This window comes from Lactobacillus sp. UMNPBX4 (assembly GCF_002554115.1).
In the GTDB taxonomy this organism is placed as follows: domain Bacteria; phylum Bacillota; class Bacilli; order Lactobacillales; family Lactobacillaceae; genus Lactobacillus; species Lactobacillus gallinarum.
Map to the genome: position 1 here is coordinate 1 of NZ_PCZF01000017.1, position 24215 is coordinate 24215.

The 24215-nt window shown below is 35.3% G+C and carries 27 protein-coding genes; 3 read left to right on the forward strand and 24 right to left on the reverse strand.

The window, feature by feature from the left end:
- Window positions 1-133: 133 nt before the first annotated feature.
- The 8 genes from CP355_RS04650 to CP355_RS04685 all read right to left on the reverse strand — a co-directional run bounded on the left by CP355_RS04650 (window position 134) and on the right by CP355_RS04685 (window position 6728).
- A complete protein-coding gene (locus CP355_RS04650) occupies window positions 134-946 on the reverse strand; it encodes a hypothetical protein (RefSeq protein ID WP_233185788.1) in 813 nt (270 codons plus the stop codon).
- Window positions 947-959: 13 nt separating this feature from the next.
- Window positions 960-1787 (reverse strand): ABC transporter permease, encoded by an 828-nt coding sequence (locus CP355_RS04655; RefSeq protein ID WP_087176067.1) that lies wholly within the window; start codon window positions 1785-1787, stop codon window positions 960-962.
- A gap of 10 nt (window positions 1788-1797) precedes the next feature.
- A complete protein-coding gene (locus CP355_RS04660; protein WP_025005652.1) occupies window positions 1798-2643 on the reverse strand; it encodes a hypothetical protein in 846 nt (281 codons plus the stop codon).
- Entirely contained in the window at window positions 2643-3350 is a 708-nt protein-coding gene (locus CP355_RS04665) for an ATP-binding cassette domain-containing protein (RefSeq protein ID WP_098043994.1), read from the reverse strand. The genes CP355_RS04660 and CP355_RS04665 overlap by 1 nt, the downstream gene beginning before the upstream one ends.
- A 1-nt stretch (window position 3351) precedes the next feature.
- Entirely contained in the window at window positions 3352-3717 is a 366-nt protein-coding gene (locus tag CP355_RS04670; RefSeq protein WP_025005650.1) for a GntR family transcriptional regulator, read from the reverse strand.
- 272 nt (window positions 3718-3989) lie between these two features.
- On the reverse strand, window positions 3990-5231 hold the full coding sequence (gene pepT / locus CP355_RS04675) for a peptidase T (RefSeq protein ID WP_098043995.1): 1242 nt from the start codon (window positions 5229-5231) through the stop codon (window positions 3990-3992).
- A 20-nt stretch (window positions 5232-5251) separates the two neighbouring features.
- Entirely contained in the window at window positions 5252-6049 is a 798-nt protein-coding gene (locus CP355_RS04680; RefSeq protein WP_098036331.1) for a Nif3-like dinuclear metal center hexameric protein, read from the reverse strand.
- Entirely contained in the window at window positions 6042-6728 is a 687-nt protein-coding gene (locus CP355_RS04685; RefSeq protein ID WP_098043996.1) for a class I SAM-dependent methyltransferase, read from the reverse strand. Before CP355_RS04685 ends, CP355_RS04680 begins: the two co-directional genes overlap by 8 nt.
- 102 nt (window positions 6729-6830) lie before the next feature.
- Between CP355_RS04685 and CP355_RS04690 the strand changes: the two genes are divergently transcribed.
- Both CP355_RS04690 and CP355_RS04695 read left to right on the forward strand, forming a co-directional pair.
- Window positions 6831-7271: an 8-oxo-dGTP diphosphatase gene (locus CP355_RS04690; RefSeq protein ID WP_098043997.1), complete on the forward strand. Its 441-nt coding sequence runs from the start codon at window positions 6831-6833 to the stop codon at window positions 7269-7271.
- Entirely contained in the window at window positions 7272-7940 is a 669-nt protein-coding gene (locus CP355_RS04695; RefSeq protein WP_025005647.1) for a M23 family metallopeptidase, read from the forward strand.
- Between the two features lie 59 nt (window positions 7941-7999).
- Here CP355_RS04695 and rpoD read toward each other — a convergent pair whose 3' ends face one another.
- The 10 genes from rpoD to rpsU all read right to left on the reverse strand — a co-directional run bounded on the left by rpoD (window position 8000) and on the right by rpsU (window position 18114).
- Window positions 8000-9112, reverse strand: coding sequence for an RNA polymerase sigma factor RpoD (rpoD, locus tag CP355_RS04700; RefSeq protein ID WP_056945521.1), 1113 nt, complete (start codon window positions 9110-9112; stop codon window positions 8000-8002).
- A gap of 16 nt (window positions 9113-9128) precedes the next feature.
- Window positions 9129-10964, reverse strand: coding sequence for a DNA primase (dnaG, locus tag CP355_RS04705; protein WP_098043998.1), 1836 nt, complete (start codon window positions 10962-10964; stop codon window positions 9129-9131).
- 22 nt (window positions 10965-10986) lie between these two features.
- The gene (glyS, locus tag CP355_RS04710) at window positions 10987-13050 is read right to left on the reverse strand and encodes a glycine--tRNA ligase subunit beta (protein ID WP_098043999.1); all 2064 of its coding nucleotides are present in this window, start codon (window positions 13048-13050) and stop codon (window positions 10987-10989) included.
- On the reverse strand, window positions 13043-13960 hold the full coding sequence (glyQ, locus tag CP355_RS04715; RefSeq protein WP_087176058.1) for a glycine--tRNA ligase subunit alpha: 918 nt from the start codon (window positions 13958-13960) through the stop codon (window positions 13043-13045). The genes glyS and glyQ overlap by 8 nt, the downstream gene beginning before the upstream one ends.
- A gap of 253 nt (window positions 13961-14213) precedes the next feature.
- On the reverse strand, window positions 14214-14966 hold the full coding sequence (gene recO, locus CP355_RS04720; RefSeq protein ID WP_098044000.1) for a DNA repair protein RecO: 753 nt from the start codon (window positions 14964-14966) through the stop codon (window positions 14214-14216).
- Window positions 14966-15871 (reverse strand): GTPase Era, encoded by a 906-nt coding sequence (gene era, locus CP355_RS04725; protein ID WP_025005643.1) that lies wholly within the window; start codon window positions 15869-15871, stop codon window positions 14966-14968. The genes recO and era overlap by 1 nt, the downstream gene beginning before the upstream one ends.
- Window positions 15872-16396: an rRNA maturation RNase YbeY gene (gene ybeY / locus CP355_RS04730; RefSeq protein WP_087176057.1), complete on the reverse strand. Its 525-nt coding sequence runs from the start codon at window positions 16394-16396 to the stop codon at window positions 15872-15874.
- A 2-nt stretch (window positions 16397-16398) separates the two neighbouring features.
- Window positions 16399-17358, reverse strand: coding sequence for a PhoH family protein (locus tag CP355_RS04735; RefSeq protein ID WP_087176056.1), 960 nt, complete (start codon window positions 17356-17358; stop codon window positions 16399-16401).
- Window positions 17359-17383: 25 nt separating this feature from the next.
- Window positions 17384-17827, reverse strand: coding sequence for a GatB/YqeY domain-containing protein (locus CP355_RS04740; RefSeq protein WP_087235510.1), 444 nt, complete (start codon window positions 17825-17827; stop codon window positions 17384-17386).
- A 110-nt stretch (window positions 17828-17937) separates the two neighbouring features.
- A complete protein-coding gene (gene rpsU, locus CP355_RS04745) occupies window positions 17938-18114 on the reverse strand; it encodes a 30S ribosomal protein S21 (protein WP_002880182.1) in 177 nt (58 codons plus the stop codon).
- A 227-nt stretch (window positions 18115-18341) separates the two neighbouring features.
- On the opposite strand from rpsU, the gene CP355_RS04750 reads away from it, so the two are divergent.
- Window positions 18342-19178: a pyruvate, water dikinase regulatory protein gene (locus tag CP355_RS04750; RefSeq protein WP_005719759.1), complete on the forward strand. Its 837-nt coding sequence runs from the start codon at window positions 18342-18344 to the stop codon at window positions 19176-19178.
- Between the two features lie 77 nt (window positions 19179-19255).
- Here CP355_RS04750 and cas2e read toward each other — a convergent pair whose 3' ends face one another.
- Genes cas2e through casB form a run of 6 tightly spaced genes read right to left on the reverse strand, consistent with a single transcriptional unit; the run spans window position 19256 to window position 24215 of the window.
- On the reverse strand, window positions 19256-20152 hold the full coding sequence (gene cas2e / locus CP355_RS04755) for a type I-E CRISPR-associated endoribonuclease Cas2e (RefSeq protein ID WP_089143287.1): 897 nt from the start codon (window positions 20150-20152) through the stop codon (window positions 19256-19258).
- Complete coding sequence (gene cas1e / locus CP355_RS04760) at window positions 20149-21096, reverse strand: type I-E CRISPR-associated endonuclease Cas1e (RefSeq protein WP_089143286.1); 948 nt, start codon at window positions 21094-21096, stop codon at window positions 20149-20151. Before cas1e ends, cas2e begins: the two co-directional genes overlap by 4 nt.
- A gap of 4 nt (window positions 21097-21100) precedes the next feature.
- The gene (gene cas6e / locus CP355_RS04765; protein ID WP_013086434.1) at window positions 21101-21757 is read right to left on the reverse strand and encodes a type I-E CRISPR-associated protein Cas6/Cse3/CasE; all 657 of its coding nucleotides are present in this window, start codon (window positions 21755-21757) and stop codon (window positions 21101-21103) included.
- Window positions 21758-21766: 9 nt separating this feature from the next.
- On the reverse strand, window positions 21767-22492 hold the full coding sequence (gene cas5e, locus CP355_RS04770; protein ID WP_098036101.1) for a type I-E CRISPR-associated protein Cas5/CasD: 726 nt from the start codon (window positions 22490-22492) through the stop codon (window positions 21767-21769).
- Window positions 22473-23582, reverse strand: coding sequence for a type I-E CRISPR-associated protein Cas7/Cse4/CasC (gene cas7e / locus CP355_RS04775; RefSeq protein WP_013086436.1), 1110 nt, complete (start codon window positions 23580-23582; stop codon window positions 22473-22475). Before cas7e ends, cas5e begins: the two co-directional genes overlap by 20 nt.
- Before the next feature lie 27 nt (window positions 23583-23609).
- Complete coding sequence (gene casB / locus CP355_RS04780; RefSeq protein ID WP_065990606.1) at window positions 23610-24215, reverse strand: type I-E CRISPR-associated protein Cse2/CasB; 606 nt, start codon at window positions 24213-24215, stop codon at window positions 23610-23612.

A 24215-nucleotide genomic window follows, 5' to 3' on the forward strand; every position in this document is an offset into this window, starting at 1 on the left:
GGTCCAGATGGACTTTTATTTTTATAAAGTGTTCAACTTGATTTTACAATCGGCGATAATGATTCTTCTTTCATAACTTTACCTCAAAATCATTATAACAAGAAAAACAGCCATCTTAATGATGACTGCTTTTTTAATAATTTGCGATTTTAGGTTCCACAAAGCTATGAACAAACCAGAGATCAATACTGTCAAATATAAGATTAACAATAAATAAAATCAATGTGTCCAACCACATTGGATCATACTGCCAAATTATATTAGCGTGAGGCGACATGCGCTTAATATCGATCAAAGTTTCTAAATGAGAGAAAATAATTAAACCTGAATACACAGCAACAACTACTAAGATTGCGATTACTAGTAATCTAATCCACAACGTGCTTTTAAATGGAAGAAAATCTGTGATCATCCTTGAAGCAAAGTTAGCAAAACTAACAAAAAGATAAATAAGTAAAATGATCATAATGATAAAGAGCCAATGTAATAAAACATCTCTCATTAAATCATAGTGTGCTGGCCAAAGCTGAAAATCTCGATAGACTTGAATAAAACTGTTTAATCCGTAACCTGGCAGCAACAAGATCCCATTAATAATTTGTTGCAAGAAAAAGAACAAAGCACAGGCAACCATGCTTGTAGACACATTGGCTAGATAAGTCTTTCTTTCATCAGCAGCTACTAAATGCCAGCTCTGACTCAAGTTAATCTTTTCATTTTGCCAGCAGGTCGCTGCACAAAAGGCAATGTCAAAATAGATGGTCAGCCACATGTAAGTATCTTCCCAGTATCCTGTTAAACCTGAATTAACTGAAAAGTTACTGGGCATGGTTATTCTCAATACGGTCATAAAAATGACTGTAAAAATGTTAACTACAAACAGCAAATAAATATAACGCTGTTTTTGTGACCACATCTGTTTAAATAAATTCCAAAAACTAGTCAAGTTTCTCACTTTCCTATCTTATCTTGGGTTCAACGAATTTTTGTACTAAGTAAGAGTTAACTATCCCTAAAATTAGTGAACCAACAAAGTATTCAATAGTAATCATTGGGAATGTATCACCACTGTATGCTCGATTTTTCATCATATGATTGATATACATCGTAGTTATTTGATCATTAATTCTAAAGGCAATGGTGACACCTACGATTACCAAGATTGCCATAACAAAAATCTTGATCACAGTTGAGTTCTTACCAAGTAATTGATCTGTAATAGTTCTGGTCAAAAAATTGGCAAAACTAACAAAACAAAAGATGATTAAAACCAATCCAATTAGCCAAAAGATCAATTCAAAAAAGCCTGCATAATCAGACCATGAATTGAAGCCGGAGGTTTGATTGAAAATTTTGACTATATTATAGCCATAGCTAAGGCAATCAATTACAAAGACAATGATCCCCAGCACAACTTGAATGACAAAGATATATGCGCATTCAACCAAACTGGTAAAAATATTGATCCACCAAAGCTTAATACTTGATACTGGTATCAACTGCCAAGTCTGACTCAAATTAATCTTTTCATTTTGCCAGCAAAGTAAGCCAAGAAAAACAACATCACCAATAGCAGTAGTCATTATTCCTAAGGCCAAAATAACATCCCAAAACCTAGGATGTGAACCTTGACCAAACACCAAATAGCCTTTAGCAAAATTGTTGCTAGTGATCAGATCCATTAAAAAAATAAAAATCACTGCAAAGGTTTGTACCAATAATACTAGATGAGCATAGCGTCGTTTCTGGACAAACATTTGCCTAAATAAGGCTGAAAAACTAGTCATAAGTACCTCCTTAATTTTGCTTTGCTTCGACAAATTTGTTCAAGAGCAAAATATCAATCAAGGTTACTACCACATCAAAGAGTAAAAATGCTACTAATGTACCACTCATTTGCAAATCATTATTACCATCAGCTAAGAATGGAATAAAATTACTAATTGCACCAAAAACAACTGTAGTTGCTTTACTTAATAACCAAATAATCGCAATAATAATTACTACTCTAACGATAAACATAATAAATTTGCTAGAACCGTTAGGCAAAAAGTCCATAATACTGCGGCTGCTTAAGTTAATAAGGCTAACAATGGCATACCAAGCATAACCGAGTAATATTACTAAAACTAAAGCTCCAAGCAGACTCCACCAGTCTTGTACAGCTAAGCGGTGACTTTCCTCAAAGAAACCAGACAAATTCTTTCTAACTTCATTCACCGTTAAGACAGGTAAACAAGTAACTGCTACGGTAATTCCTTCCAAGATGATTAACCACAGATAAGAAATAAAAGCAGTCCCAAAATTACTTAGCAAAAATTCAGTATCATTAATAGGAATCAGTCGCCAAGTTTGACTACGGTTAATCTTTTCATTCTTAACGGATGAAATAATCCAGTAGACAAAGTTTGCAAAAAATGATGTGATAAACATCATGACACCAAAGATCAATAAGTAAGCAATCAAATGGTTAGTTACCTCACGATGACCATTAATCATCATGACATTGGGTTCGCCTCTCATGGAAAAAATCATCCAAAGCGAAAAGCACAAACTTGAAAATGCTTGAATCAAATAAATTAGATAAACTGCCCTACTTTTTTCTTGAAACATCCTGTTGAACAAAGTATTGAAACTAGTCATTATTCATCATCCTCATCTGCATAAAAACTTTCATAGTATTGTTCAATGCTCTTATGATTTTGACGGATATCATCAGCTGATTTATGTTCTAGAACTGTATGATCTTTTACAACAACTACTTCATCAAGCAATGATGAAATTTCGTTGACAAAGTGATCTGAAATTAAAATTGTGGCCTTTTCTTCTTTCCAAAGAATAATAGAGTTGATGATCTTCTTACGTGCCATCGCATCAATTCCACCAAAAGGTTCATCAAGTAAGTACAAATCAGCTTTGCGTGCAAAGGTCAATGCAATAATCAACTTTTCTCTCATACCACGTGATAATTGACTGAGTTTCATTTCTGGATCAAGCTTCATGAACTTACGTAATTCAGTAAATTCATTTTCATCAAAATCTTGAAAAATGATGGCATAAAACTTAACCACGTCCTTAATCTTAGTGGAGTCACTGAAACCAGTTAAGCCATCAGTAAAGGACAATTTAGCCTTTCTCTCGGCTTCTTTAGTTGAACCTTCAAGATTGACTTCACCGCGATAATTCTTTGCGACGCCGGCAATAATTCGCATCAGAGTCGTCTTACCAGCACCATTTTCACCTAATAAAGCAACGATTTTACCTGAAGATAGATTTAAATTTACATCTTTTAAAATCATCTTCTGATTCTTTTTATAAGATAAATCTTTGACCTGTAATAAATCTGACATTTTACTCCTCACTTTCCTTTAAATACTTTTCCAAAACTGTCACTAAACTATCTCTTTCAACACCTAACTTAGCCATATTCTGAACAAACTCATCTAATTGATTATCAATCAATGTTTGCTTAGTTTTGGCTAATAATTCTATATCTTCAGTAACAAAATTACCTTCGCCTCTCTTAGTGTAAAGAATGCCCTGATCGTTCATCTGTTGCAAAGCACGTTGAACTGTATTAACGTTAACTGTCAATTCAAGTGCTAACTTTCTTACAGATGGGATTTTCTCTCCTGCTTTCATCTTTCCCAAAGCAATTTGACGATATAAATATTGTTCAATTTGAAGATAAATGGGAATATTATCTTTAAATTCCATTTACTCACCTTCTGTTTTTAGCTGTATTACATATCTATTACACTAATAATATAACTATCTTTTTGCCTTTATGCAAGTATTAAATTTGTTTCACAATTTAGAAAAATAATAAAAAAAGCTTACACATCCTATTAATAAAGGATGTATAAGCTTTTAATAATAGCAGTGAATTATTTTTATAAGATAAAGTTCAAAATAATTCATTGGTTTATCAATGATTTCATGTTGTTTAAAAGTATATATTTTAAATGATTATGACTAAAATAGTTTCACTACTTAGCTCTTTCCGCATTTAATTCTGCCATCTTAATCATGACATCGACCGCTTTATACATTGATTCAAGCACAGTATATTCGTAGCGGCCATGCATGTTTTCTTCACCGGCAAAAATATTAGGACATGGCAAACCCATGTAAGTTAATTGAGAGCCGTCTGTACCACCACGAACTGGATCTTCATTAACTTCTAAGCCTTCTGCCTTGTATGCATCCCTAGCTAAATCAACGATATTCATGTGCTTCTTTAATTCATCAGCCATGTTGTAGTATTGATCCCACATCTTTAACTTGATTCGTTCAGTACCAAATTCAGCATTCATCTTGTCAACGATTGATTTAACTAAATGCTTACGTTCTTCAAGGCCATCACGTTCAAAGTCACGAATAATATAATCAAGATGAGCATTATCAACGGTTCCATCAAAATTCATCAAGTGGAAGAAGCCTTCACGACCATCAGTGTGCTCTGGACGATCATGTTCTGGCAATTGATTATGGAAATCAATACCTACTTGAATTGCATTAATCATTTGACCTTTAGCAACAGCTGGGTGAACATTCACACCTTGAATATCAAGGCTAAATTGTGCTGCTGAGAAAGTTCCCCAGTCAAGCTTACCAGGTGCTTCACCATCAACAGTAAAGGCAAAATCGGCTCCGAAATCTTTTACGTCAAAATGTTCTGCACCGGTACCAATTTCTTCATCAGGAGTAAATGCCAAACGAATTTTACCGTGCTTAACTTCTGGATGATTCATTAAGTATTCCGCAAAAGTCATTAATTCAGAAACACCACACTTGTCGTCCCCACCAAGCAAGGTATCGCCTGAGGCAGTAATAATAGTTTGACCCTTGTAATTCTTCAAGTGTGGGAAGACCTTGGGATCAAGATAAAAATCTGAGTCACCTAATTGAATCTTGCTTTTACCATCATAATTTTCATGAATTTGTGGCTTAACATTTTCTGAATTAAAGTCAGCTGTATCACTATGTGCTAAAAAGCCCATTACCGGAACATCATAGTCAACGTTTGAAGGAATTTCAGCAATTACACTACCTGCTTTTTGGTTGTAATGAATGTCACTTAAACCTAAGTCTTCAAGATCCTTCATAATGACGTTCTTTTGGAAGTTTTCTTCTCTTTCAGTTGAAGGAAAACGGTCAGAATGTTCATCTGAACGTGAATTTACTTTTACATACTTTAAAAATCTTGCCAATAAGTTTGGGTATTCCATTTACTCTGTCCTCTTTCTACCTAAAATAAATCTTGAAATGGATTGGTTGAAACTTCCGAAAATTCAACACCAACATTCCAATTATTTTCTTCGTTCCATTTCTTGAGACGATCATATACCTTATATTTAAACAATTTTTCAGTATAATGACCAGGGTCAACAACTGTTAAGCCTGATGAAATCATATCATGACCTACGTGATAGTAAACGTCACCAGTAATAAAGGCATCTAGATTATCATCTAAAGCGCTAGTCCAATATTTACCACCATCACCGCAAATAAAACCAACAGTAGAAATTTGTTTTTCATTATCTGCAGTAATCAGTCTAGCCATCTTAATGTTCATTTTATCTTTAACATAATAGGCAAAATCATAAGCTGACATTGTTTTAGGCAACTTACCTTTACGTCCCATTGCAATGCCATCATCATCTAAACAAAATGGCTCTACATCTTTTAATCCTAATTCTTCAGCCTGCCAATCGGCAGAACCATTTTGAGCTTTATCAGAATTGGTATGAATTGAATAAACAGTAATTCCATTTTTGATAATCTCGCCATACATTGCATTTTGCGCATTGGCAAAGTTCAAATTGCGAGCTGGTCTAAACATTACTGGGTGATGACTAACAATAAAATTAATGCCTTTTTTGACAGCTTCTTCAACTACTTGCGGACGTACATCTAAAGTAGTCATTACTTTAGTAACATCAGCATCCATTGAACCAATTTGCATGCCAACAGGATCGCCCTTAGAAGCAATGTCTTCTGGGAAATCTTGTCTCAAGCGTTCTACTATATCTTTAACTTTAGTCATCGCTTAATTCCTCCTTAATCAGTTGAATATTATGTTCAACTTCATTAATACGGTCTTCATCTTTCTTGCGTGCTTTATTCAAATTTTGCAGCAATTTTTCATAATATTGCAATTGCCCTTGCCACTTTTGATAAAAGACTGGATTTTTTTCACGCATGATAAATGGGCCAAAGAAAATCTCTTTTTCAGTTAAATCATGCTTGTCTGAAGTTAATCTTGCCTTAATTAATTCATAAGTGTGGCCTGCTTCCGCAATTAACTTTTCAGCTACAATTTGATAATTATGCATCATTAACCAATTACGTACGCCTGCTTCACCGATATTAGGCTCAAGCACTAAATTCTTAAATTGAAAATCTTTACTCCAAGCTGTATCCAAGATATCTACCATTAATTTACCGCCCATACCAGCAATAACAACAGTATCTACTTGATCTTGATGAGTAATAGTCTCCAAGCCATTGCCTAAACGCGTTTCAATTTGGTTACTTAAACCTGCCTCTGCAATATCACTTTTAGCATTTTCAAGCGGACCTTCAGCTACATCACTTGCAATGGCAAATTTTATTTTTCCTGATTTAACTAATTCAATTGGCAAATAAGCATGGTCGGTTCCAATGTCTGCAACTTTGCTGTCAGGATCAACCATTTTTGCCAGCGTATTTAATCTTAAGTTCATTTAATCCTCCATAAAGAGTATGTTTAATCAAATTTTAGCATATTTAGTAATTGTTTTTAGTCATGTTTTGCTATAATCGTACAGAGAAAGTGGGTTTTTGCATTGAAAAGAACTGAAACAGTAACTTTAACTAACATGTGTATGATCAAAAACAAAAATAAGATTTTGGTTTTAGATCGTAACGATCCAGTTTGGCCAGGTCTTACCTTTCCTGGTGGTCATATCGAACCACATGAGTCTTTTTGTGATTCAGTTATTCGAGAAATTAAAGAAGAGACAGGACTAACAATTTCTCATCCACGACTTGTTGGAGTAAAACAGTTTTATGATCACAATCATGAGCGTTATTTAGTTTTCTTCTATACTGCCGATAAATTTACGGGGACAGTCAAGGCATCAGATGAAGGAACTTTAACCTGGATGACTAAAGAAGAGCTGCAGCAACATAAACTAGCTTATAATTTTGATCATGATTTACCAGTGTTCTTTGATCCCAATGTTAGTGAACATATGCTTGATGGAAAACGAGATGAACTTTTTTAGATGAAAAAAACAGAAAGCAAAGTATCGCTTTTTATTGCATTAATTGCAATTATTATTTTTGCTTCGGTACCGCTTTGGCACTTTGATTTAAATGCCAATAGACCTCAGACTCAAGTCGTAAAAAAGAAAAAGCCTAAAAAGAAGAAAAAAGTAGTTCATAAGGTTACCTGGGGTTATCCTTTTAAACGCCTTTACGAAAAGAAAATAAAATTTAAATCAGGCCAAAAATTCGGTGAAACTGACATAATTAGACGTTACTACCCTACTAAGAGTTACTTCCACGATGGTTACGACTTCGGCTTCAGCGAAGTAGGACACTCCACTGTTTATGCTGTGCATGCTGGGACAGTTCATAAAGTTAAGTATGCTCCAGGCCTTGGCTTATATGTTTGGGTGATTTCTGATGATGGCTATGTAGAAATCTATCAAGAAGGTTTTCTCAGCATCACAGATATTTACGTAAAGAAGGGCCAAAAGATTAAGTTAGGCCAAAAGATCGGTCGCTTAACCGGTTCTCACATCCACTTAGGAATAACTAAGACAGACAAGAAATACATTGATAAACATGGTGTACCATGTCGCTACTATTGGAAAGACAATGGTACTTGGCTCAACCCAATGAAGATCATTGAAGATGATATCGCTAAAGGAAAAGTCAGCAAACAATAAAGCAAATCAAAAAAAGACGTTAAGCAAATGCTTAACGTCTTTTTTATAGATCTAGATAATTAATCCATAAAGTCACGCAATTGATTTGAACGACTTGGGTGACGAAGCTTTCTTAAAGCCTTAGCTTCAATCTGACGAATACGTTCACGAGTTACGCCAAATACCTTACCTACTTCTTCCAAAGTACGAGTACGGCCATCATCAAGACCAAAACGCAAACGTAAAACATTTTCTTCACGGTCAGTCAAAGTTTCAAGTACTTGTTCAAGTTGTTCCTTAAGCATCTCATAAGAAGCATGTTGTTCTGGACTAGTTGCATCCTTATCCTCAATGAAGTCACCTAAGTGTGAATCATCCTCTTCACCAATAGGAGTTTCAAGAGAAACTGGCTCTTGTGCAATTTTAAGAATATCACGAACCTTATTGGTTGACATATTCATTTCAGCACCAATTTCTTCTGGAGTTGGTTCACGACCTAAGTCTTGTAACAATTGACGTTGAATTCTAATCAACTTGTTGATCGTTTCAACCATGTGGACAGGAATTCTGATTGTACGAGCCTGATCTGCAATAGCACGAGTAATAGCTTGTCTAATCCACCAAGTAGCATAAGTAGAGAACTTAAATCCAAGACGATAATCAAACTTATCTACGGCTTTCATTAGCCCCATGTTACCTTCTTGAATCAAATCAAGAAATGACATTCCACGTCCCACATAACGCTTAGCAATAGAAACTACCAAACGAAGGTTAGCTTCAGCCAATTCTTGCTTTGCTTCTTCGTCCCCTTCTTCAATTCTTTTGGCAAGTGCAATTTCTTGATCAGCAGTAAGAAGAGGTACACGTCCAATTTCTTTCAGGTACATCCGCACTGGATCGTTCATTCGAACGCTGGATGGTGCAGACATATCTTTTAATTCAGCCTTTTCAACATCTTTTTGTTTCTTTAAGGCTAGTCGTGATGGATCCCCATTCTCATCTACAATACTAATACCGTTATCTTCAAACTCTTGTACTAGTTGATCGACAGCCTTACCCTGCAAATTATATGGCTTAATCAGACGAGCAGTGAAATCTTTTTCTGTGATTATCTTGTCTTTTTTAACGTCCTTAACGACTTTCTTAACCATCTTGTCTAAAGATAGTTTTTGTGTAGTTTCTTTTTCTGCCACTAAAAAGCCTCCTTAATTAACCTAAGATTCTCTTCAACTCAATAATTTTTTGAGTAACTTCTATTGTTTTTTGAACATCTTCTCTGCGCTTAGCATCCTGCAATTGATTTTGAAGCTCATTCAGCTGGGAATAAATGCTGCGCTTTTGAAGTGCAAACACGTGCTCATTAATTTCTTGAATTGTAAAATCCTTCGGCATATGTGCTAGTTCAGCATCTACTATTATACCTTGAAGTTGCTCAGGAATAAAATCTAAAAAACTATCAATTTGTGGATTCTCATGCGTTGCAGCAAATTTTAGCCATAACTGGGATAAAGTTTCATAATCTTGATCAGGAAAATGAAACTTGCCTTCCTGTAAATACTGTTGAGCATTTGCCGAATGAATAAATAAATAAAGCAAACGTGACTGACTGGGATGCTTTTGCACTTCTGTTTGCTGAATCGGCAATGTGTCTACACTCGTAGCAGGATCACCAAGATTTAAATCATTTGGTTGTTGAGCATAATAATCACGATTACGAGTTCGAGTATGACTGCGAGCACGATTATTTTTCCGCCGCTCACGAGCTAAGTTAGCTTTTAAAGAATTAAGCGATACACCAGCTGATCTAGATAATTTTTCCAGATACATATCTTGTTCAACTGGGTTTTTAACCTGACTAATTTCTTTAACTGCTTCATTTAAATATGTAATTTTTTCGCGATCATTATCTAAATTGTATTTCTGAGCTAATCTCTTAAGAAAGAAATCTGTAGGAGTTAAAGCACCCTTTATTTCTCCTCGATACTTCTCAGCGCCATATTTTCTTACATATTCATCTGGATCAAGCTTCTCTGGCAGGACAACAATTCCTAAATTAAAATTGCCGTCTTTACTAAACATTCGTGCTGCACGTTCTTCAGCGTGAACCCCCGGATCATCACCATCATAATTGACAATAATATTTGGAGTTACACGACGCAACATGTAAACTTGATCATCAGTCAAACTAGTCCCCATTGAAGCAACACCGGATTTGATTCCAGCTTTATAAGCAGCAATTACATCCATATACCCTTCATATAGAACTAGATGATCTTCACTACGAGCCGCTTTTTTGGCTTCCGCAAAATGAAATAAAACTTTAGACTTAGTAAAAACTTCAGTCTCTGGACTATTCATATACTTAGCTTCAGTTTTATCATTTGAAATTCGACGTCCAGAAAATCCAATGGAACGACCATTTTCATCTTCTAAAGGAAACATAAGGCGATCGCGGAAACGATCAAATAATCGACCGTCCTGAGTTTGTACAAATAAACCACTTTGCGCTAATTCGTCATCCTTATACCCCTTACCTCTCAGATAAGTTATTAAAACATTATCTTCTTTAGGAGCATAGCCTATTTTAAAATGCTCAAGTGTATCAGAATCTAATTGACGTTTTTTTGCATATTGCATCCCCCGCTCACCAGCTTTGGTAGTTAACAACACACGATGATAAAAGTCTACCGCGTCCTTATTAATACGCATAATGGGACTTAATTTTGTTCCACCATTTGCATTATAATCAGCTGGCATTGCAATGTGAGCAAATTCAGCAACTCGTTGAACACTTTCAGGAAAAGTTAGATTGTCTTTATACATTAAAAACTTAAAGACATTGCCACCCTTACCGCAACCAAAACATTTAAAAAACTGTTTTTCCTCGTTCACCGTAAAAGATGGTGTTTTTTCCTGATGAAAAGGGCAAAGACCGATATAGTCTTTGCCTTTCTTTTCAAGTGAGACGTATTGGCTGATTACATCCACGATATTAACGTTACTGCGAACTTCCGCAATAAAATCTTCAGGAATTCGTCCAGCCATATGAAACACCTTTTCTATCTAATTATTTAATAACCAACTTACTCAAATCGCCTAAACGATCAGCTAATTCACTAATAGCAAACAATTGAGCTAAACGATTATTCTTAACTTTTTCATCTTTATCCATAATCATATTAGCTTCGAAGTATTGATCAATTACTGGTTGTAAATGAACAAATCCTTGGTACAAATCAGCTAAGCTGTCAATATTTTGTAAGTTTTGAACACCAGCATAAAGTTCTTTTTCACTATTATCAACAAATAAGCTTTCATCAACAGCAACCTTGCCAGTGAACTTAGCCTTCTTCAAAATGTTGTTAATTCTAGTCAAACTTTCTACCACTGGCTTAAATTCTTCATCATCATGGTGAAGTTGCAATACATTAGCAGCAGCTAAAATTTGACTTGGATCTTGTTGACTTGAAGCAAGAACAGCATCAACAATATCATACTTAAATTTATTCTTTTGTAAGTATTGCTTTACACGATCACGAATAAAGTCGGCTATTTCTTGTTCAGCATCGCCCTTAGGAAGCTTAGCTGGAGTTACACCACCAAGCATGTTAATGATTTCTGGTAATACTTCATTAAATGGAAGTGACCATTTTTCATTAAGCAAAATTCTAACAATACCATAAGCATAACGACGAAGTGCATATGGGTCATTAGATGATGTAGGAATCATACCTGCACCAAAGAAGGTAATGATAGTATCAATCTTATCTGCAACTGATAATAATGAACCTACTGTAGTTTCTGGAAGTGGACCTTCTGCTGTAGCTGGCATGTAGTGTTCTTTAATAGCAACTGAAACTTCTTCATCTTCGCCAGCAAGACGAGCATAATGCATCCCCATTACACCTTGAAGTTCTGCAAATTCACCTACCATTTGAGTTACTAAGTCAAACTTGTAAAGTTCACTTGCACGATCAAAATCAGTAACTACATTTTCAGGTAAATTCCAACGCTTTGCAAGGTAATCACCAATCATGCGAACACGTTGCATCTTTTCAGCCATTGAACCAATCTTATCGTGGAATGAAACATTCTTAAGACGATCAACAAAGTGGCTGAGTGGATACTTACGGTCTTCATCATAGAAGAATTGAGCATCGTCTAGACGAGCAACCAATACCTTCTCGTTACCAGAAATAACGTTGTCAAGGTAATCCTTGTTACCGTTACGAACAGCGATAAAGTGGTTAATTAACTTGCCATTTTCATCGTAAACTTCGAAGTATCTTTGGTTATCCTTCATTGAAGTAATTAAAACTTCATCAGGAATGTTTAAGTACTTTTCATCGAATGAACCAGCAAAAACAGTTGGATATTCAACAAGGTAAGTAACTTCTTCAAGTAAATCTTTATCTGGTTTAATTTGCCAATGATTCTTCTTAACCAATTCGTTCATTTGGTTAACAATCATGTCTTTACGTTCTTCTGCATTAGCGATTACGTATTGATCCTTCAATGCGTCTTCATAGTCGTCAGCATTAGCTAAGACAACAGAATCACCTAAGAAGCGGTGGCCTTGAGTCTTACGACCTGCAGTAATATCCAAAATCTTAACAGGAATTACATCGCTACCAAATAATGATACAAGCCAGTGAATTGGACGAACAAATTCAAAATCATTTGAATCCCAACGCATCTTAGTTGGGAAAGTCATTGCCTTAATAATATCGCTCATGCCAAGCAAGATATCGCTAGCTTTTTTACCTTCTTTTTGTACGTGAACGTAAGCATATTCAGTACCCTTAAGTTCTTCGAAGTAAATATCATCAGTAGTCATACCTTGACCGCGAGCAAAACCTTGTGCAGCCTTGGTCCAATTACCGTCAGCATCTTGGGCAATCTTCTTTGCAGGACCTTTTTTAATTTCATCGATATCATCTTGCTTTTCAGCTAAGTCTTCTACCAAAAGAGTTAAACGACGTGGAGTTGAAAAAGTCTTGATATCTTTGAATTTTAAGCCATTTTCTTTTAAAAACTTTCTTGTTCTGTCAGCTAATTGCTTAACGCTGCGTGGAACAACGTGAGCTGGCATTTCTTCAGTACCAATTTCAAATAAATAATCTTTAGCCATTTTCTACCCCCGCTTTCTTATCTTCTGCACTCTTAAGTAATGGGAAGCCGCGCTTTTCACGTTCTTCGACAAACTTAACAGCAACTTCGTGAGCCAAGTTTCTAATTCTTGATAAGTAACCAGCACGTTCAGTTACTGAAACAGCGCCACGAGCATCAAGCAAGTTGAAAGTATGTGAACACTTCAAGATATAGTCGTATGCTGGGTGTACAAGATTTTGACTAAGTAAACGCTTAGCAGTTGATTCATAAATATCGAAGAATTTAAGAAGTTGTTCTTGATCTGATTCTTCAAAAGCATACTTAGAATGTTCATATTCGGGTTGCTTAAAGATATCACGGTAAAGTACGCTGTCGCCCCATTCAAGGTCAAAGACATTGTTAACGTCTTGAATGTATGATGCAAGTCTTTCAACACCATAAGTAATTTCACTCATAGTTGGCTTAACATCTAATTCACCAACAACTTGGAAGTAAGTAAATTGGCTAACTTCCATACCATCAAGCCATACTTCCCAACCAACACCGGCACAACCCATTGATGGATTAGCCCAGTTGTCTTCTACGAAACGAATATCGTGTTCCAAAGGATCGATACCTAAAACCTTCAAACTGTCTAAGTAATATTGTTGAATATCCTTAGGAGCTGGCTTAATAACAACTTGGAATTGGTGGTGTTGGAATAACCGGTTAGGGTTTTCACCATAACGACCATCTGCAGGTCTTCTAGAAGGCTCTACATAACAAGCTGCCCATGGTTCTGGACCAACTGCACGAAGAAAAGTGTAAGGACTCATAGTACCTGCACCCTTTTCAACGTCATATGAAGGCATAATCATACAACCTTTGGAGGACCAGAATTGTTCCAGCTTAAAGATCATATTTTGAATGTTTAATTTCTTATCTGCCATTTTCCTTAATTCTCCTCCTGCGCTAGGCCATAAAAAAAGCCTATGCAAAATTTTGCATAGGGACGAAATATTATCGCGGTTCCACCCTAATTCAGGAAGTATTCTTCCTGCACTTAATTGAATATGACTAGAGGTGCCTTTTCCTAATGTGCCCTTCCACCTATCGACACTCGCTAAATTAGTACTTTTTTAAATCCTCATCATCGTCAAATACGTGTTTATTTTAACACATGAATTAGGTTAAAACCAGACTTTAAAACAGCTTTATTTCATCTAAAAATTTTTTAGTTTTCAGATTTAAATCGATTGTTTCTCTATAGATACGATCAATTGCTTTACGAGTTGCTTTTTTAGTCTCAGCATTTAATTCAATATTGCCCAACCGATTAATAGGTAAAAGTCCGATTGTGCGCAATACTGCAGTCTGCTTAGGCATTAAATGCAGCCGACTATTTACTACTGCAAAATGATCACTGCAAATAATTCCGCCTAATTTAATCGAATAATCAAATGTACCTTTTTCCTTGCCACAAATAACGCAATGACGCAATTCGGGCTCAACTCCAAAAGCACTTAACATTTTCATCTGTACGATTTGCGTAATCATTTCATTATCTACACCAGCATCAATCTTCTTCAGGGCAAAAACCGCTAAGTCATAATATTTACCAAGAGGTTGATATTCGACAAAAGCGTGATCAATTAAGTCAAAAATAAAAGAAGTGTAAGCATTCTTCGTCAAGTCACGGTACAAATCGTCAAACTGCTTCACTTCTTTATATGTACGCAGATTGCTTAAACCATGACCGTTTGTATAAATGACATATGTACCCATTGAGAAATTCAATGTCGCTGCACTCAATTGTGATTTTGGTCTCAATGCCCCTTTCACAATCAATGTAATAATGCCATCTTCTTTAGTCATGATCTTAGCTAATAAGTCTGCTTCTTTATATTTTTGCCTTTTAAAAATGATGCCCTGAACTTCTTTCAGTTCACGTGCCATCAACTAAGCTCCTTCTTGTCGTAGCCAATAAGTTTCAAAAAGCTTGGATCTGAACGCCAATTGTGTTGAACTTTAACCCAAAGGCGTAGATTTACTTTTTCACCAAGTAAATGCTCTATTTCTTTACGTGAATTAATACCGATCTGTTTGAGCATTTTACCACCTTTACCGATAATAATGCCTTTTTGACCATCTTTCTCCACATAAATAGTAGCTTCTATTAGTAACTTGCCATTTTGATGCTTATTCATTTGATCAACTGCAACTGCGGTAGCATGTGGCACTTCTTGGGAAGTTAGTCGCAGAATTTGTTCACGAATAAGTTCGGCTACCACAAAATATTCTGGGCGATCTGTGATCTGGTCAGCACCATAATATTGTGGGCCCTCTGGTAAATACTTATTAATTGTATTAAGTAAATCTTCAATACCAATACCCTGAGTAGCAGAAATTGGTAGTATTTCTTTAAAACCCTCAAGTTTATGATATGAATCCATAATTGGCAAAAGTTTATTAGGATGAATTTGATCAACCTTGTTAATTACCAAAAATACTGGTACCTTAACTTCTTTTAACAAGTTAGCAATATATTGATCACCTTTACCAATTTCCTCAGGTTCAACCATGAATAAGACTAAATCAACGTCATTTAAACTAGATAAACTAGCCTTATCCATATAATCGTCAAGTTTTGAATGAGGTTTAAAGATACCTGGCGTGTCAACAAATACAACTTGCATTTTATTTGAAGTATAAATACCTGAGATACGATTACGCGTTGTTTGTGGCTTACTTGATGTGATTGCTACTTTTTGACCTACTAAATAGTTCATTAAAGTTGATTTACCTACATTTGGTCGACCAACTAAAGCAACAAAGCCAGATTTAAATTGTTTTTCTTCCATCTATTTACCTCTGCCTTCATCTAATTGATCAGGATATAATGGCAACCCATATTCTTCCAATACCTTTCCTTGAATGCCAAACATTTCTTTGGCTTCATCAGGTTTGATATGATCATAGCCATTTAAATGTAAGAATCCATGAACTACTGTATAGCCAAATTCTCGATCAAATCCTGTACCATATTCCTTACTATGACGCTTTATCACGCTAGGACACATAAACAAGTCCCCAATATCTTCTTGAAAATCTGGATCATCTTCAAAAGCTGATAAATCAATTGCATCCTCACCATCTTCTATTGCAAAAGAAATAACATCAGTTGGACGATCTTTATCGCGATATTTCAAATTAATCTCATGACTACGGTCTTCATCGACAAAGTTAATACTCATTTCTAAGTTATTATCTTTGCCAATTTTCTTTTTAGCTAAAAGCAATAACTTCATAATCCAGTCTTGCCAGTCGCGATTCTTATCGTCTAAAAATCCGACTTCATCATGATAAGTAACATCAATTGGATCCATTTTTAATTTTTAATGTCCTCTTTTTCATAAGCAGTAATAATTTTGGCAACTACAGGATGTCGAACGACATCATTTGCAGAGAAGTTGATGAACTTAATTTGGTCGATATTCTTTAAAATATGCTTAGCATCGATCAAACCGCTATGCTGTCGTCCCGGCAAATCGACTTGAGTCATATCTCCATTTACGACCATCTTAGAGTTGAATCCAAGACGTGTTAAGAACATCTTCATCTGTGCATCTGTAGTATTTTGGGCTTCATCAAGAATTACAAAGGCATCATCAAGAGTACGTCCACGCATGTAAGCAAGTGGGGCAACCTCAATTACACCACGTTCCATCAAGCGGTCAGTCGTATTAGTACCAAGAATAGCGTACAAAGAATCGTAAATTGGTCTTAAGTAAGGATCAACTTTTTCTTTTAGATCTCCTGGCAAAAAGCCTAATGACTCGCCAGCTTCTACAGCTGGTCTAGTCAAAATTATGCGGGAAACTTCACCCTTTTTAAAGGCAGCGATTGCACAGACAACAGCCAAAAAAGTTTTACCTGTTCCGGCTGGTCCTATTCCAAAAACAACATCAGATTTATCAATGGCTTCAACATAACGCTTTTGACCCATATTTTTGACTCTAATTGGTCTACCTTTAGCATCCCGAATTAAAACCTTTTTATACAGATCTGCAAAGTACTCAGTTGTACCCTTATCCGCCATCTTCATCGCACTCACAGTGTCGGGCGCACCAACGTTAACGCCGGTATTCACAACATTGTCTAACGCTTTTAAAACAGCAATAGCCTTTTTAATATTTGCCTCATCATCTCCAACAATTACAATCTCATTGCCAGTATCCGAAATAGACAAATCATAACCCTCTGAAAGAAGCTTTAGATTTCCATCATTAACTCCAACTAATTTTTGAATGTCTTCTACCTTTTGAGGTATAAAAGTTGTTTGAGCCAAAAAGACCCGCTCCTTCTTGTTACTACTAATTCAGCTGATCACGAACTGTTTGTGAAGCAGCCTTGCCATCGGCACGTCCTTTAATTTTTGGCATCAATGCTTTCATTACTTTACCAAAATCAGACTTACCTTTGGCACCAACTTCATCAATCGTTTCCTTAACAGCAGATTCAAGTTCTTCCTTGCTCATTTGTTTAGGCATATACTTTTCCACTACAGCTAATTCCTTCTTAGTTTCTTCAACTAATTCAGTACGTTTAGCTTTAGTAAATTCCTCGATTGATTCTTCTCTTTGCTTTTTCTCACGATTAAGAACCGTTAATTCTTCATCTGGAGTTAAATCATGTCCCAACTTGATTTTTTCATTCATCAAAGCAGATTTAATCATCCGGACAGTATTAAGCGTAGTCTTATCATGATTTTTCATGGCTGTTTTCATATCAGTCATGATCTTATCTGACAAACTCAATATGCATCCTTCTTTCTATTAAAAACCCAATAGTATTATAACAAACTATACGCATAACTAAAATGAAAGTATAAAAAAACTCACCCATTCCCGGGTGAGCTTTCAGTATATTAATAATGTCTACGCTTGCGTGCAGCTTCAGACTTTAACTTTCTACGAACACTTGGTTTTTCGTAGAATTCGCGTTTGCGGTATTCTTGTAAGGTACCACTTCTTGAAACGGAACGCTTGAAACGACGAAGAGCATCATCAATAGACTCGTTTTCGTGAACGATTGTCTTAGCCATGTGTGATCCCTCCTTCCATTTCTTGGCGTTACGCCATACATTTACTTAAATTATACCAAACTAATCTTTAGGGTCAATACAATTCAAAAACTTTTTGATAAATTTTTAAGTTAAATAAACCGACTACTTTACCTTAATAAAAGAGCTGAGTTTTTATTGTTAATCCGCTTTCATTAATAGTATAATTATTTTCAGAAAGATATTTAATAATACACGAGGAGCTTAATATGGTAGAAACAAAAGACCAAAATGAATTAAACATTATTATTATTTCTGATGCGGCTGGTGACACTGCTTTTAGTAACGCCACAGCTGCAGCTGCAGAATTTCCTAACTGCAATATCAACTATCGTCGTTACCCCTTTATCACTAACCAAAAGAAGTTGGACGAAGTTTTAACAGAAATTGAAAAATATCCAAACTTGGTAATTATCTATAGTTTGGTTAAAGATGAAATGCAAATGCCAGTTATCAAATTTGCCCGTGAGCATAATGTTGAATGTGTTGACATCTTTTCACCTGTAGTTGAAGCAATTCAACAAACTACTCATATGACACCAGATCAAAAAATTGGTGCACAGCATAGCTTAAATCAAAAGTACTTTGATAGAATTTCTGCAATGGAATTCGCTGTAATGTATGATGATGGTAAAGATCCGAAAGGTTTCTTGGAAGCTGACGTTGTTTTACTTGGGGTATCAAGAACTTCTAAGACTCCACTATCTTTGTTCTTGGCCAATAAGAACTTAAAGGTAGCTAATTTACCACTTGTTCCTGAAACTCACATTCCAAAAGAAATCTATGAAATTGATCCTAAGAAAATTATTGGCTTGACTAACGATCCATCTGTATTGAACGAAATCAGACGTCAAAGAATGATCGCTTATGGTTTGAATCCTGATACTACTTATTCTAATATGGATTCAATCAACAAGGAGCTTGAATCAGCACAAGCACTTTATAAAAAATTAGGTTGCTATGTAATTAATGTTGCTCACCGCTCCATTGAAGAAACTGCCGCACTTATTTTGGAGCACTTGGGCATTGATGATTACGCTAAGTAATAATAGATACTTTCAATAGGCATAATTAAAACGGTACTAGCCATTAAGGTTAGCACCGTTTTTTCACTTTGTAATGATTATTTTATCTTATAATTATCATTTTTAATTAGCTTTTTCAATAATTCCATTGTGGCCACAGCATCATCTAACGAATTATGTGGATTTGAATTTTTAATATTGTAATTTTCTAGCACAGTACTCAAATGATAATTATCTAAAAAGACATTTTTCTTTTTAACTGCAGAAAGCAAATCAACACATTCATTCAATAACGAATAATGACAATACTTTTTGAAATCTCTATTCAAGAAATTAATATCGAATGGTAAGTTATAACCAACAACAATCCTATCGGCTAAGAACTTTCTCAAATCTAGCAAAGCAGTTTTGATATCGATTCCTTTATTAGCTAATACTCCCTTATTTAACTGGGTTATTTTTTCTATATTAACAGGCACTTCAGTATCAACTTTGATTAATCGATAAAATTTCTCACAATCATTATTTTCAAGATATTTTATAGCACCAATTGATATAATCTTATCTTTTTCAAGATTAAGTCCTGTTGTTTCTATATCAAGAACCGCTAGTGAAGTTAAACTATCTGCTTTATCCTGGACTTGGGATCGAAAAGTATTTACTTTATGATGCTGTGCTGCTTTACTAAACCCTAATTTCTTTTTGCTAGATAACTTATTTTGACTATTTAAATGCACCATCAGCGGTATGCCATCAAAATCAGCCACCATTTTATCTTGACGCGTAGTTTTAAAGTCGAAGCCTAATTCATTATTAGTACTATATATTAGCGTTGCTTCACCCTGTCCAATATTAGATATGATTCTTTGCCATATAAGATCACGAATACGTGCACTAAAGTTTCCAACATAAACGCCCGTTTGAACTTCTTGACACCATTTAGTTAGGTCTCCACGTAAAGATTGTGGAGTTTTGCTTAAAGTAATCACAATCATGACTGTGCCTCATGATACTGAACGCCAAATTTCTGTAGGCCTTCACGATTATCCCACAAACTCATTATTACTTGAGGAGATTCAATATCGGCAGTACTATCTTTTAATAAAAGACTTTTCAAATCTTTTACCATTTTAGCCAATAGTTTACCTTTCTTAAACTCATCTCTCATTGCAATCCGAGTATGTGTGGCAATATCTTGATTTCCATATTTAGCAGTCATTTTAAAAGCAATTGGAATTGAATACTTAGCCTTGTATAGATCTGCAAAATCATAAACAAAGGCTAAGTCATGACCTGTATGAATGAATCCTAAACCTGGTGAAGCACCTAAAGCTACGATAACACTATAACTTAAGCCATACAAAGCCTGGTGTGCTGCTGTCAATGCCTTATTGATAGGAGTTCCATCCTCAAAATTATCAACTTTATATTCTCTCTTATTCCAGCTAACACCAGTTAATTTAGATTGTTCACGATATATCCGCCTAACTCGAGAACCTTCTTTACCACGCAATTCTTCCATCGTTAAATTAGAAAAATCTTCATTTGGGAAGCGCATCTCATACATCTGTCGAGCTGTAGCCAATCTACTTCTTCGATTAGATACTAACTTAGCTTGTGCTTCTAATAATCTGGAAGAATGATTCAGCGATCTACCATGTGCATATTGACGTACACCACATTCTCCAACCCAAACAACAGCTAAACTGGAATCTCCCATTAGTTCCATCGCACGATGTGTAACATCAACTCCTGGTCCCAGTAAAAGCACACTTACTAAAGCAACCGGAATATTAATAATTCCACGGTAATCAACTACTTGAATTGCACTATCTTGTCTATTTATTCTGGCATGTTCTACATATATAAAACTTATTCTATCCGAAACTCGTCCTAATTCCTGACGTTCTGGTTTCTTAGCACCATAATTATTTTTCATTATATTATTCCATTGGAATTACAGTGAGTAGTCCCATCCCAAAAGCTTTTTCACGCCCTATACCAGTTACCATTGCCTGCTTAAATTGTTGCAAATCCTTAATCTCTAATAAGCCTTCAAAAGTAACACGACTTAATTTTACTATTTTATTGCCCTTGCGGCGTAATCGTGGCCAATCTCTTGACGTAATATTCATTTCATATGTTTCTTCGTCATCTTCTGATTTAACTAAATCAAAACCATATTTTTCTGATCGATCTAATAACCACTTAGTTTGCTGCAAAACAGTAATATGCGGTACTACTTTTGATTTACCGGTTTTTGCATCTGTAATTCTATATGAAGGATTAGCCGTTAGTTTAAAGCGATATTTTTTTCCTTGATTTAAACTACTTAAAAAATGATCATAGTCTTTCGTCTCTGCCGTATTGGCAACACCATATCTTTCAAGCTTATCTAATTTTGGCTTTTCTTCACTTAAAACAAGTAAATACTTTTTACCATTTAATTCATCAATTCTCCATAAATGGCGTAATCTTACTTTTTTCTTTAATTCATTCGGAAAGCAATTCTCAACCCAATTATGATATGCACCTAAATGATACAAATCCCTAATTTTTTGTCGGTTGTTAGTATCAATTTCAACTCTCGAAATATACATTCTACCCTCCTACACAAATGACCAAAAATCCCAATTAGTATTATCTGCTGTCTGATTATTTTCTGAATTTTTAAGTTTAACTGCTTTTTTGATTACGATAGGACGATATTGATAATATCTATCTTTTTGATCAAAAGAGCCCACTTTATCTTTTTTCATTAAGGGGGTACTTTCAGAATCTAAACTAGCATCAGCAATTATTCTAGTTAGAAATTGTGACGTCTTAAAGCTCCTCTTATACCAATCTGAAGCTTGCCAAGGCAAATCTTCTAGTACTTGTAAGGGATTTCTTCCATTAAAAATATCAATTTTAAGTGGACCAGCTGGCGGATTAGACCGTCTTCCTAAATAAAGCTGAAATTTTGGATGTTCAAGTGCTTCTTTGATGTTTTCGATCAATTGATCATCATCGCTGCCAATTGCTACCATGAAAACTCCATCTTGAATAAAATCACGATACGTTAACTTTCGAGCAGTCTTGCTTGCACTCTTTCTGTATTCCACTGTTTGAAACTCTGTCAACATTTTGCCTGATTGCTCAATTCGAACAGCAAATAATAAATTATTTAGCTCCAAAATTTTTTCATTATCTTCTCTTGAGTAGCCCAATGCAGCTGCAATCATACCTACAATAGCGCTTTTGGTTGGATAACTATCACTAGTTCTTTGATTAAAAGATGCAGAATTACCATAAGACTGAAGTGGCGCAGTCAATCTAATCGTTGCTGTCTTCATTTTCTAACTCCTGTTTTACGAATTCAGCAGTTTGATTAATTAAATCATCAATATTTTCAGCCTGATTGTCGACTATATTCTCACTATTCGTCAATTCGACATTAAACACAGGCTTATCTACAAATTTTAAGGAATTTTTATATTCATCCTCTAATCGATCGATAGATTTATCAACGTAGCCACCTTCAGATCTAACTGGTGTTTCAAATGCAGATACTAGGTTAACGGGTGTATCAGTACGAACATTAATCATAACGTATTGAGGGAGTGTTTTATTAGCAAAAGTATTTTCCTTACCAGTCGGCATTGTCAAAACAAATTCTTTGATAAAGAGCTTAATTCCTTCAATAGTCAAAGCTTTATTACCAAGATTGTGCAATAAATCAAGAATGTTAACATTGGCATATCTGTATAAAGTAGATGAATTATATTCAATCGTACCAAGCATTGCAGAACCTGTTTGGCTTTTCGCATTTGCATCATCAACTGCAGTGTAATAATCAAATTCTGGAGTAACTTCATGAGTGGAAATTGCATGAGCCACTTGACTAGAAGCATCCACATTCAATTCTGGATTATCTGCCACCATTCTTCCAAATAAAGCTAAATCTAGAGATTGATCTTCCATCAAATTTTTCTTAATTTCTTTAGCTGTATCTTTATCTATTTGATCAACAGACAAAGCAAGTTTAGCGATCTTTTCGAGTTGCCCTTCACTTACTAGTAGTAGTGCTCCAGTTAACATTTCGCCCGTTTTCTTGTCCTTTTTTAATTTGATTCCAGCTACTTTAAAGACTTCTTCAACTTTCTTTAAAGCATCTTCTTCACTTAAATTTGAATCTAGTTCTTGTAACTTATTCGCCAAAAGACTAGCTGTTTTCAAAGTTCTATAGCTCTTAAGCCATTCTTCATTTTCTGAGTCTTGTTTAAAGGCTAAACGCATTGCTCTCTTCCAGCTTTGTGAAGAAACTCTTGACCGAGTCACGCCACCATAAATAGCTGTTTTAGGTGAACCAGTGTCATCTCTATTGATATTTGATGATGGTACAGTTTGCAATACATTAATGTCCATATAAAGATTCTTATTCATTTTGATTTTCTCCTTGCTTTTTGTTCACTAATCGTTGTCTGATGCCAGCTTATAAACGTTCCAGTAGTAATCTTTTCCCCACTTCAAGGCAACGAATCTTGCATTTTTCGTACTCCACTGAAAGTTATACAAGTCTTCCGCCAATTGAGCAAAGTCAATCTTTTCACCCATTTTCTTTCCTTTAAGAATACTTACTAGATGATTAATTGAATTGGTGGCACTGCTGATATTTGTAGTTGCTAATAAAGCTGTTACTCGCCTATCTAAAGCCTTCTTTTCGTTAGAGTCGTTTATTTTCATTTTCCTCAGTGCAGTAAAAAGAGATACACCATTTTCTCCAGATTCTTCCTTATCTTTTGATCTAGGAATTTGACCAAAGACAAATGAATCATTCCCTTGTTGAAATGCAGCATAACAGTGAAGAGCAGTATAAACTGCTGTTTCAAGCTTTGTAGGTTTTCCATTTGTACTTAATTTAGGCACGGCTGAAAAAATTAAAGGCCAGATTTTTTCAGCGCCTTTATCGGCGATAGCTGTTGTCCTTCTAAGTTCAGCCAAAGCACCTTTATCAGGAGTTCCATCACCATACAGCTGATTAATTATTCGTGCCGTAGCAGTATAAGCATCACTCAT

Bases quoted from the DNA above. Each gene is read 5' to 3' on its own strand.
- recO (WP_098044000.1), bottom strand. From the start codon at position 14,966: ATGGCACGTGAACTGAAAGAAGTTCAGGGCATCATTTTTAAAAGGCAA.
- CP355_RS04750 (WP_005719759.1), top strand. From the start codon at position 18,342: ATGGTAGAAACAAAAGACCAAAATGAATTAAACATTATTATTATTTCT.
- rpsU (WP_002880182.1), bottom strand. From the start codon at position 18,114: ATGGCTAAGACAATCGTTCACGAAAACGAGTCTATTGATGATGCTCTT.
- era (WP_025005643.1), bottom strand. From the start codon at position 15,871: ATGGAAGAAAAACAATTTAAATCTGGCTTTGTTGCTTTAGTTGGTCGA.
- CP355_RS04655 (WP_087176067.1), bottom strand. From the start codon at position 1,787: ATGACTAGTTTTTCAGCCTTATTTAGGCAAATGTTTGTCCAGAAACGA.
- CP355_RS04660 (WP_025005652.1), bottom strand. From the start codon at position 2,643: ATGACTAGTTTCAATACTTTGTTCAACAGGATGTTTCAAGAAAAAAGT.
- CP355_RS04665 (WP_098043994.1), bottom strand. From the start codon at position 3,350: ATGTCAGATTTATTACAGGTCAAAGATTTATCTTATAAAAAGAATCAG.
- CP355_RS04695 (WP_025005647.1), top strand. From the start codon at position 7,272: ATGAAAAAAACAGAAAGCAAAGTATCGCTTTTTATTGCATTAATTGCA.
- cas5e (WP_098036101.1), bottom strand. From the start codon at position 22,492: ATGAAGACAGCAACGATTAGATTGACTGCGCCACTTCAGTCTTATGGT.
- cas1e (WP_089143286.1), bottom strand. From the start codon at position 21,096: ATGAAAAATAATTATGGTGCTAAGAAACCAGAACGTCAGGAATTAGGA.
- glyS (WP_098043999.1), bottom strand. From the start codon at position 13,050: ATGGCTAAAGATTATTTATTTGAAATTGGTACTGAAGAAATGCCAGCT.
- glyQ (WP_087176058.1), bottom strand. From the start codon at position 13,960: ATGGCAGATAAGAAATTAAACATTCAAAATATGATCTTTAAGCTGGAA.
- casB (WP_065990606.1), bottom strand. From the start codon at position 24,215: ATGAGTGATGCTTATACTGCTACGGCACGAATAATTAATCAGCTGTAT.
- ybeY (WP_087176057.1), bottom strand. From the start codon at position 16,396: ATGGATCCAATTGATGTTACTTATCATGATGAAGTCGGATTTTTAGAC.
- cas7e (WP_013086436.1), bottom strand. From the start codon at position 23,582: ATGAATAAGAATCTTTATATGGACATTAATGTATTGCAAACTGTACCA.
- CP355_RS04680 (WP_098036331.1), bottom strand. From the start codon at position 6,049: ATGACTAAAGTTAAAGATATAGTAGAACGCTTGAGACAAGATTTCCCA.
- cas6e (WP_013086434.1), bottom strand. From the start codon at position 21,757: ATGTATATTTCGAGAGTTGAAATTGATACTAACAACCGACAAAAAATT.
- CP355_RS04670 (WP_025005650.1), bottom strand. From the start codon at position 3,717: ATGGAATTTAAAGATAATATTCCCATTTATCTTCAAATTGAACAATAT.
- dnaG (WP_098043998.1), bottom strand. From the start codon at position 10,964: ATGGCTGGACGAATTCCTGAAGATTTTATTGCGGAAGTTCGCAGTAAC.
- pepT (WP_098043995.1), bottom strand. From the start codon at position 5,231: ATGGAATACCCAAACTTATTGGCAAGATTTTTAAAGTATGTAAAAGTA.
- cas2e (WP_089143287.1), bottom strand. From the start codon at position 20,152: ATGATTGTGATTACTTTAAGCAAAACTCCACAATCTTTACGTGGAGAC.
- CP355_RS04685 (WP_098043996.1), bottom strand. From the start codon at position 6,728: ATGAACTTAAGATTAAATACGCTGGCAAAAATGGTTGATCCTGACAGC.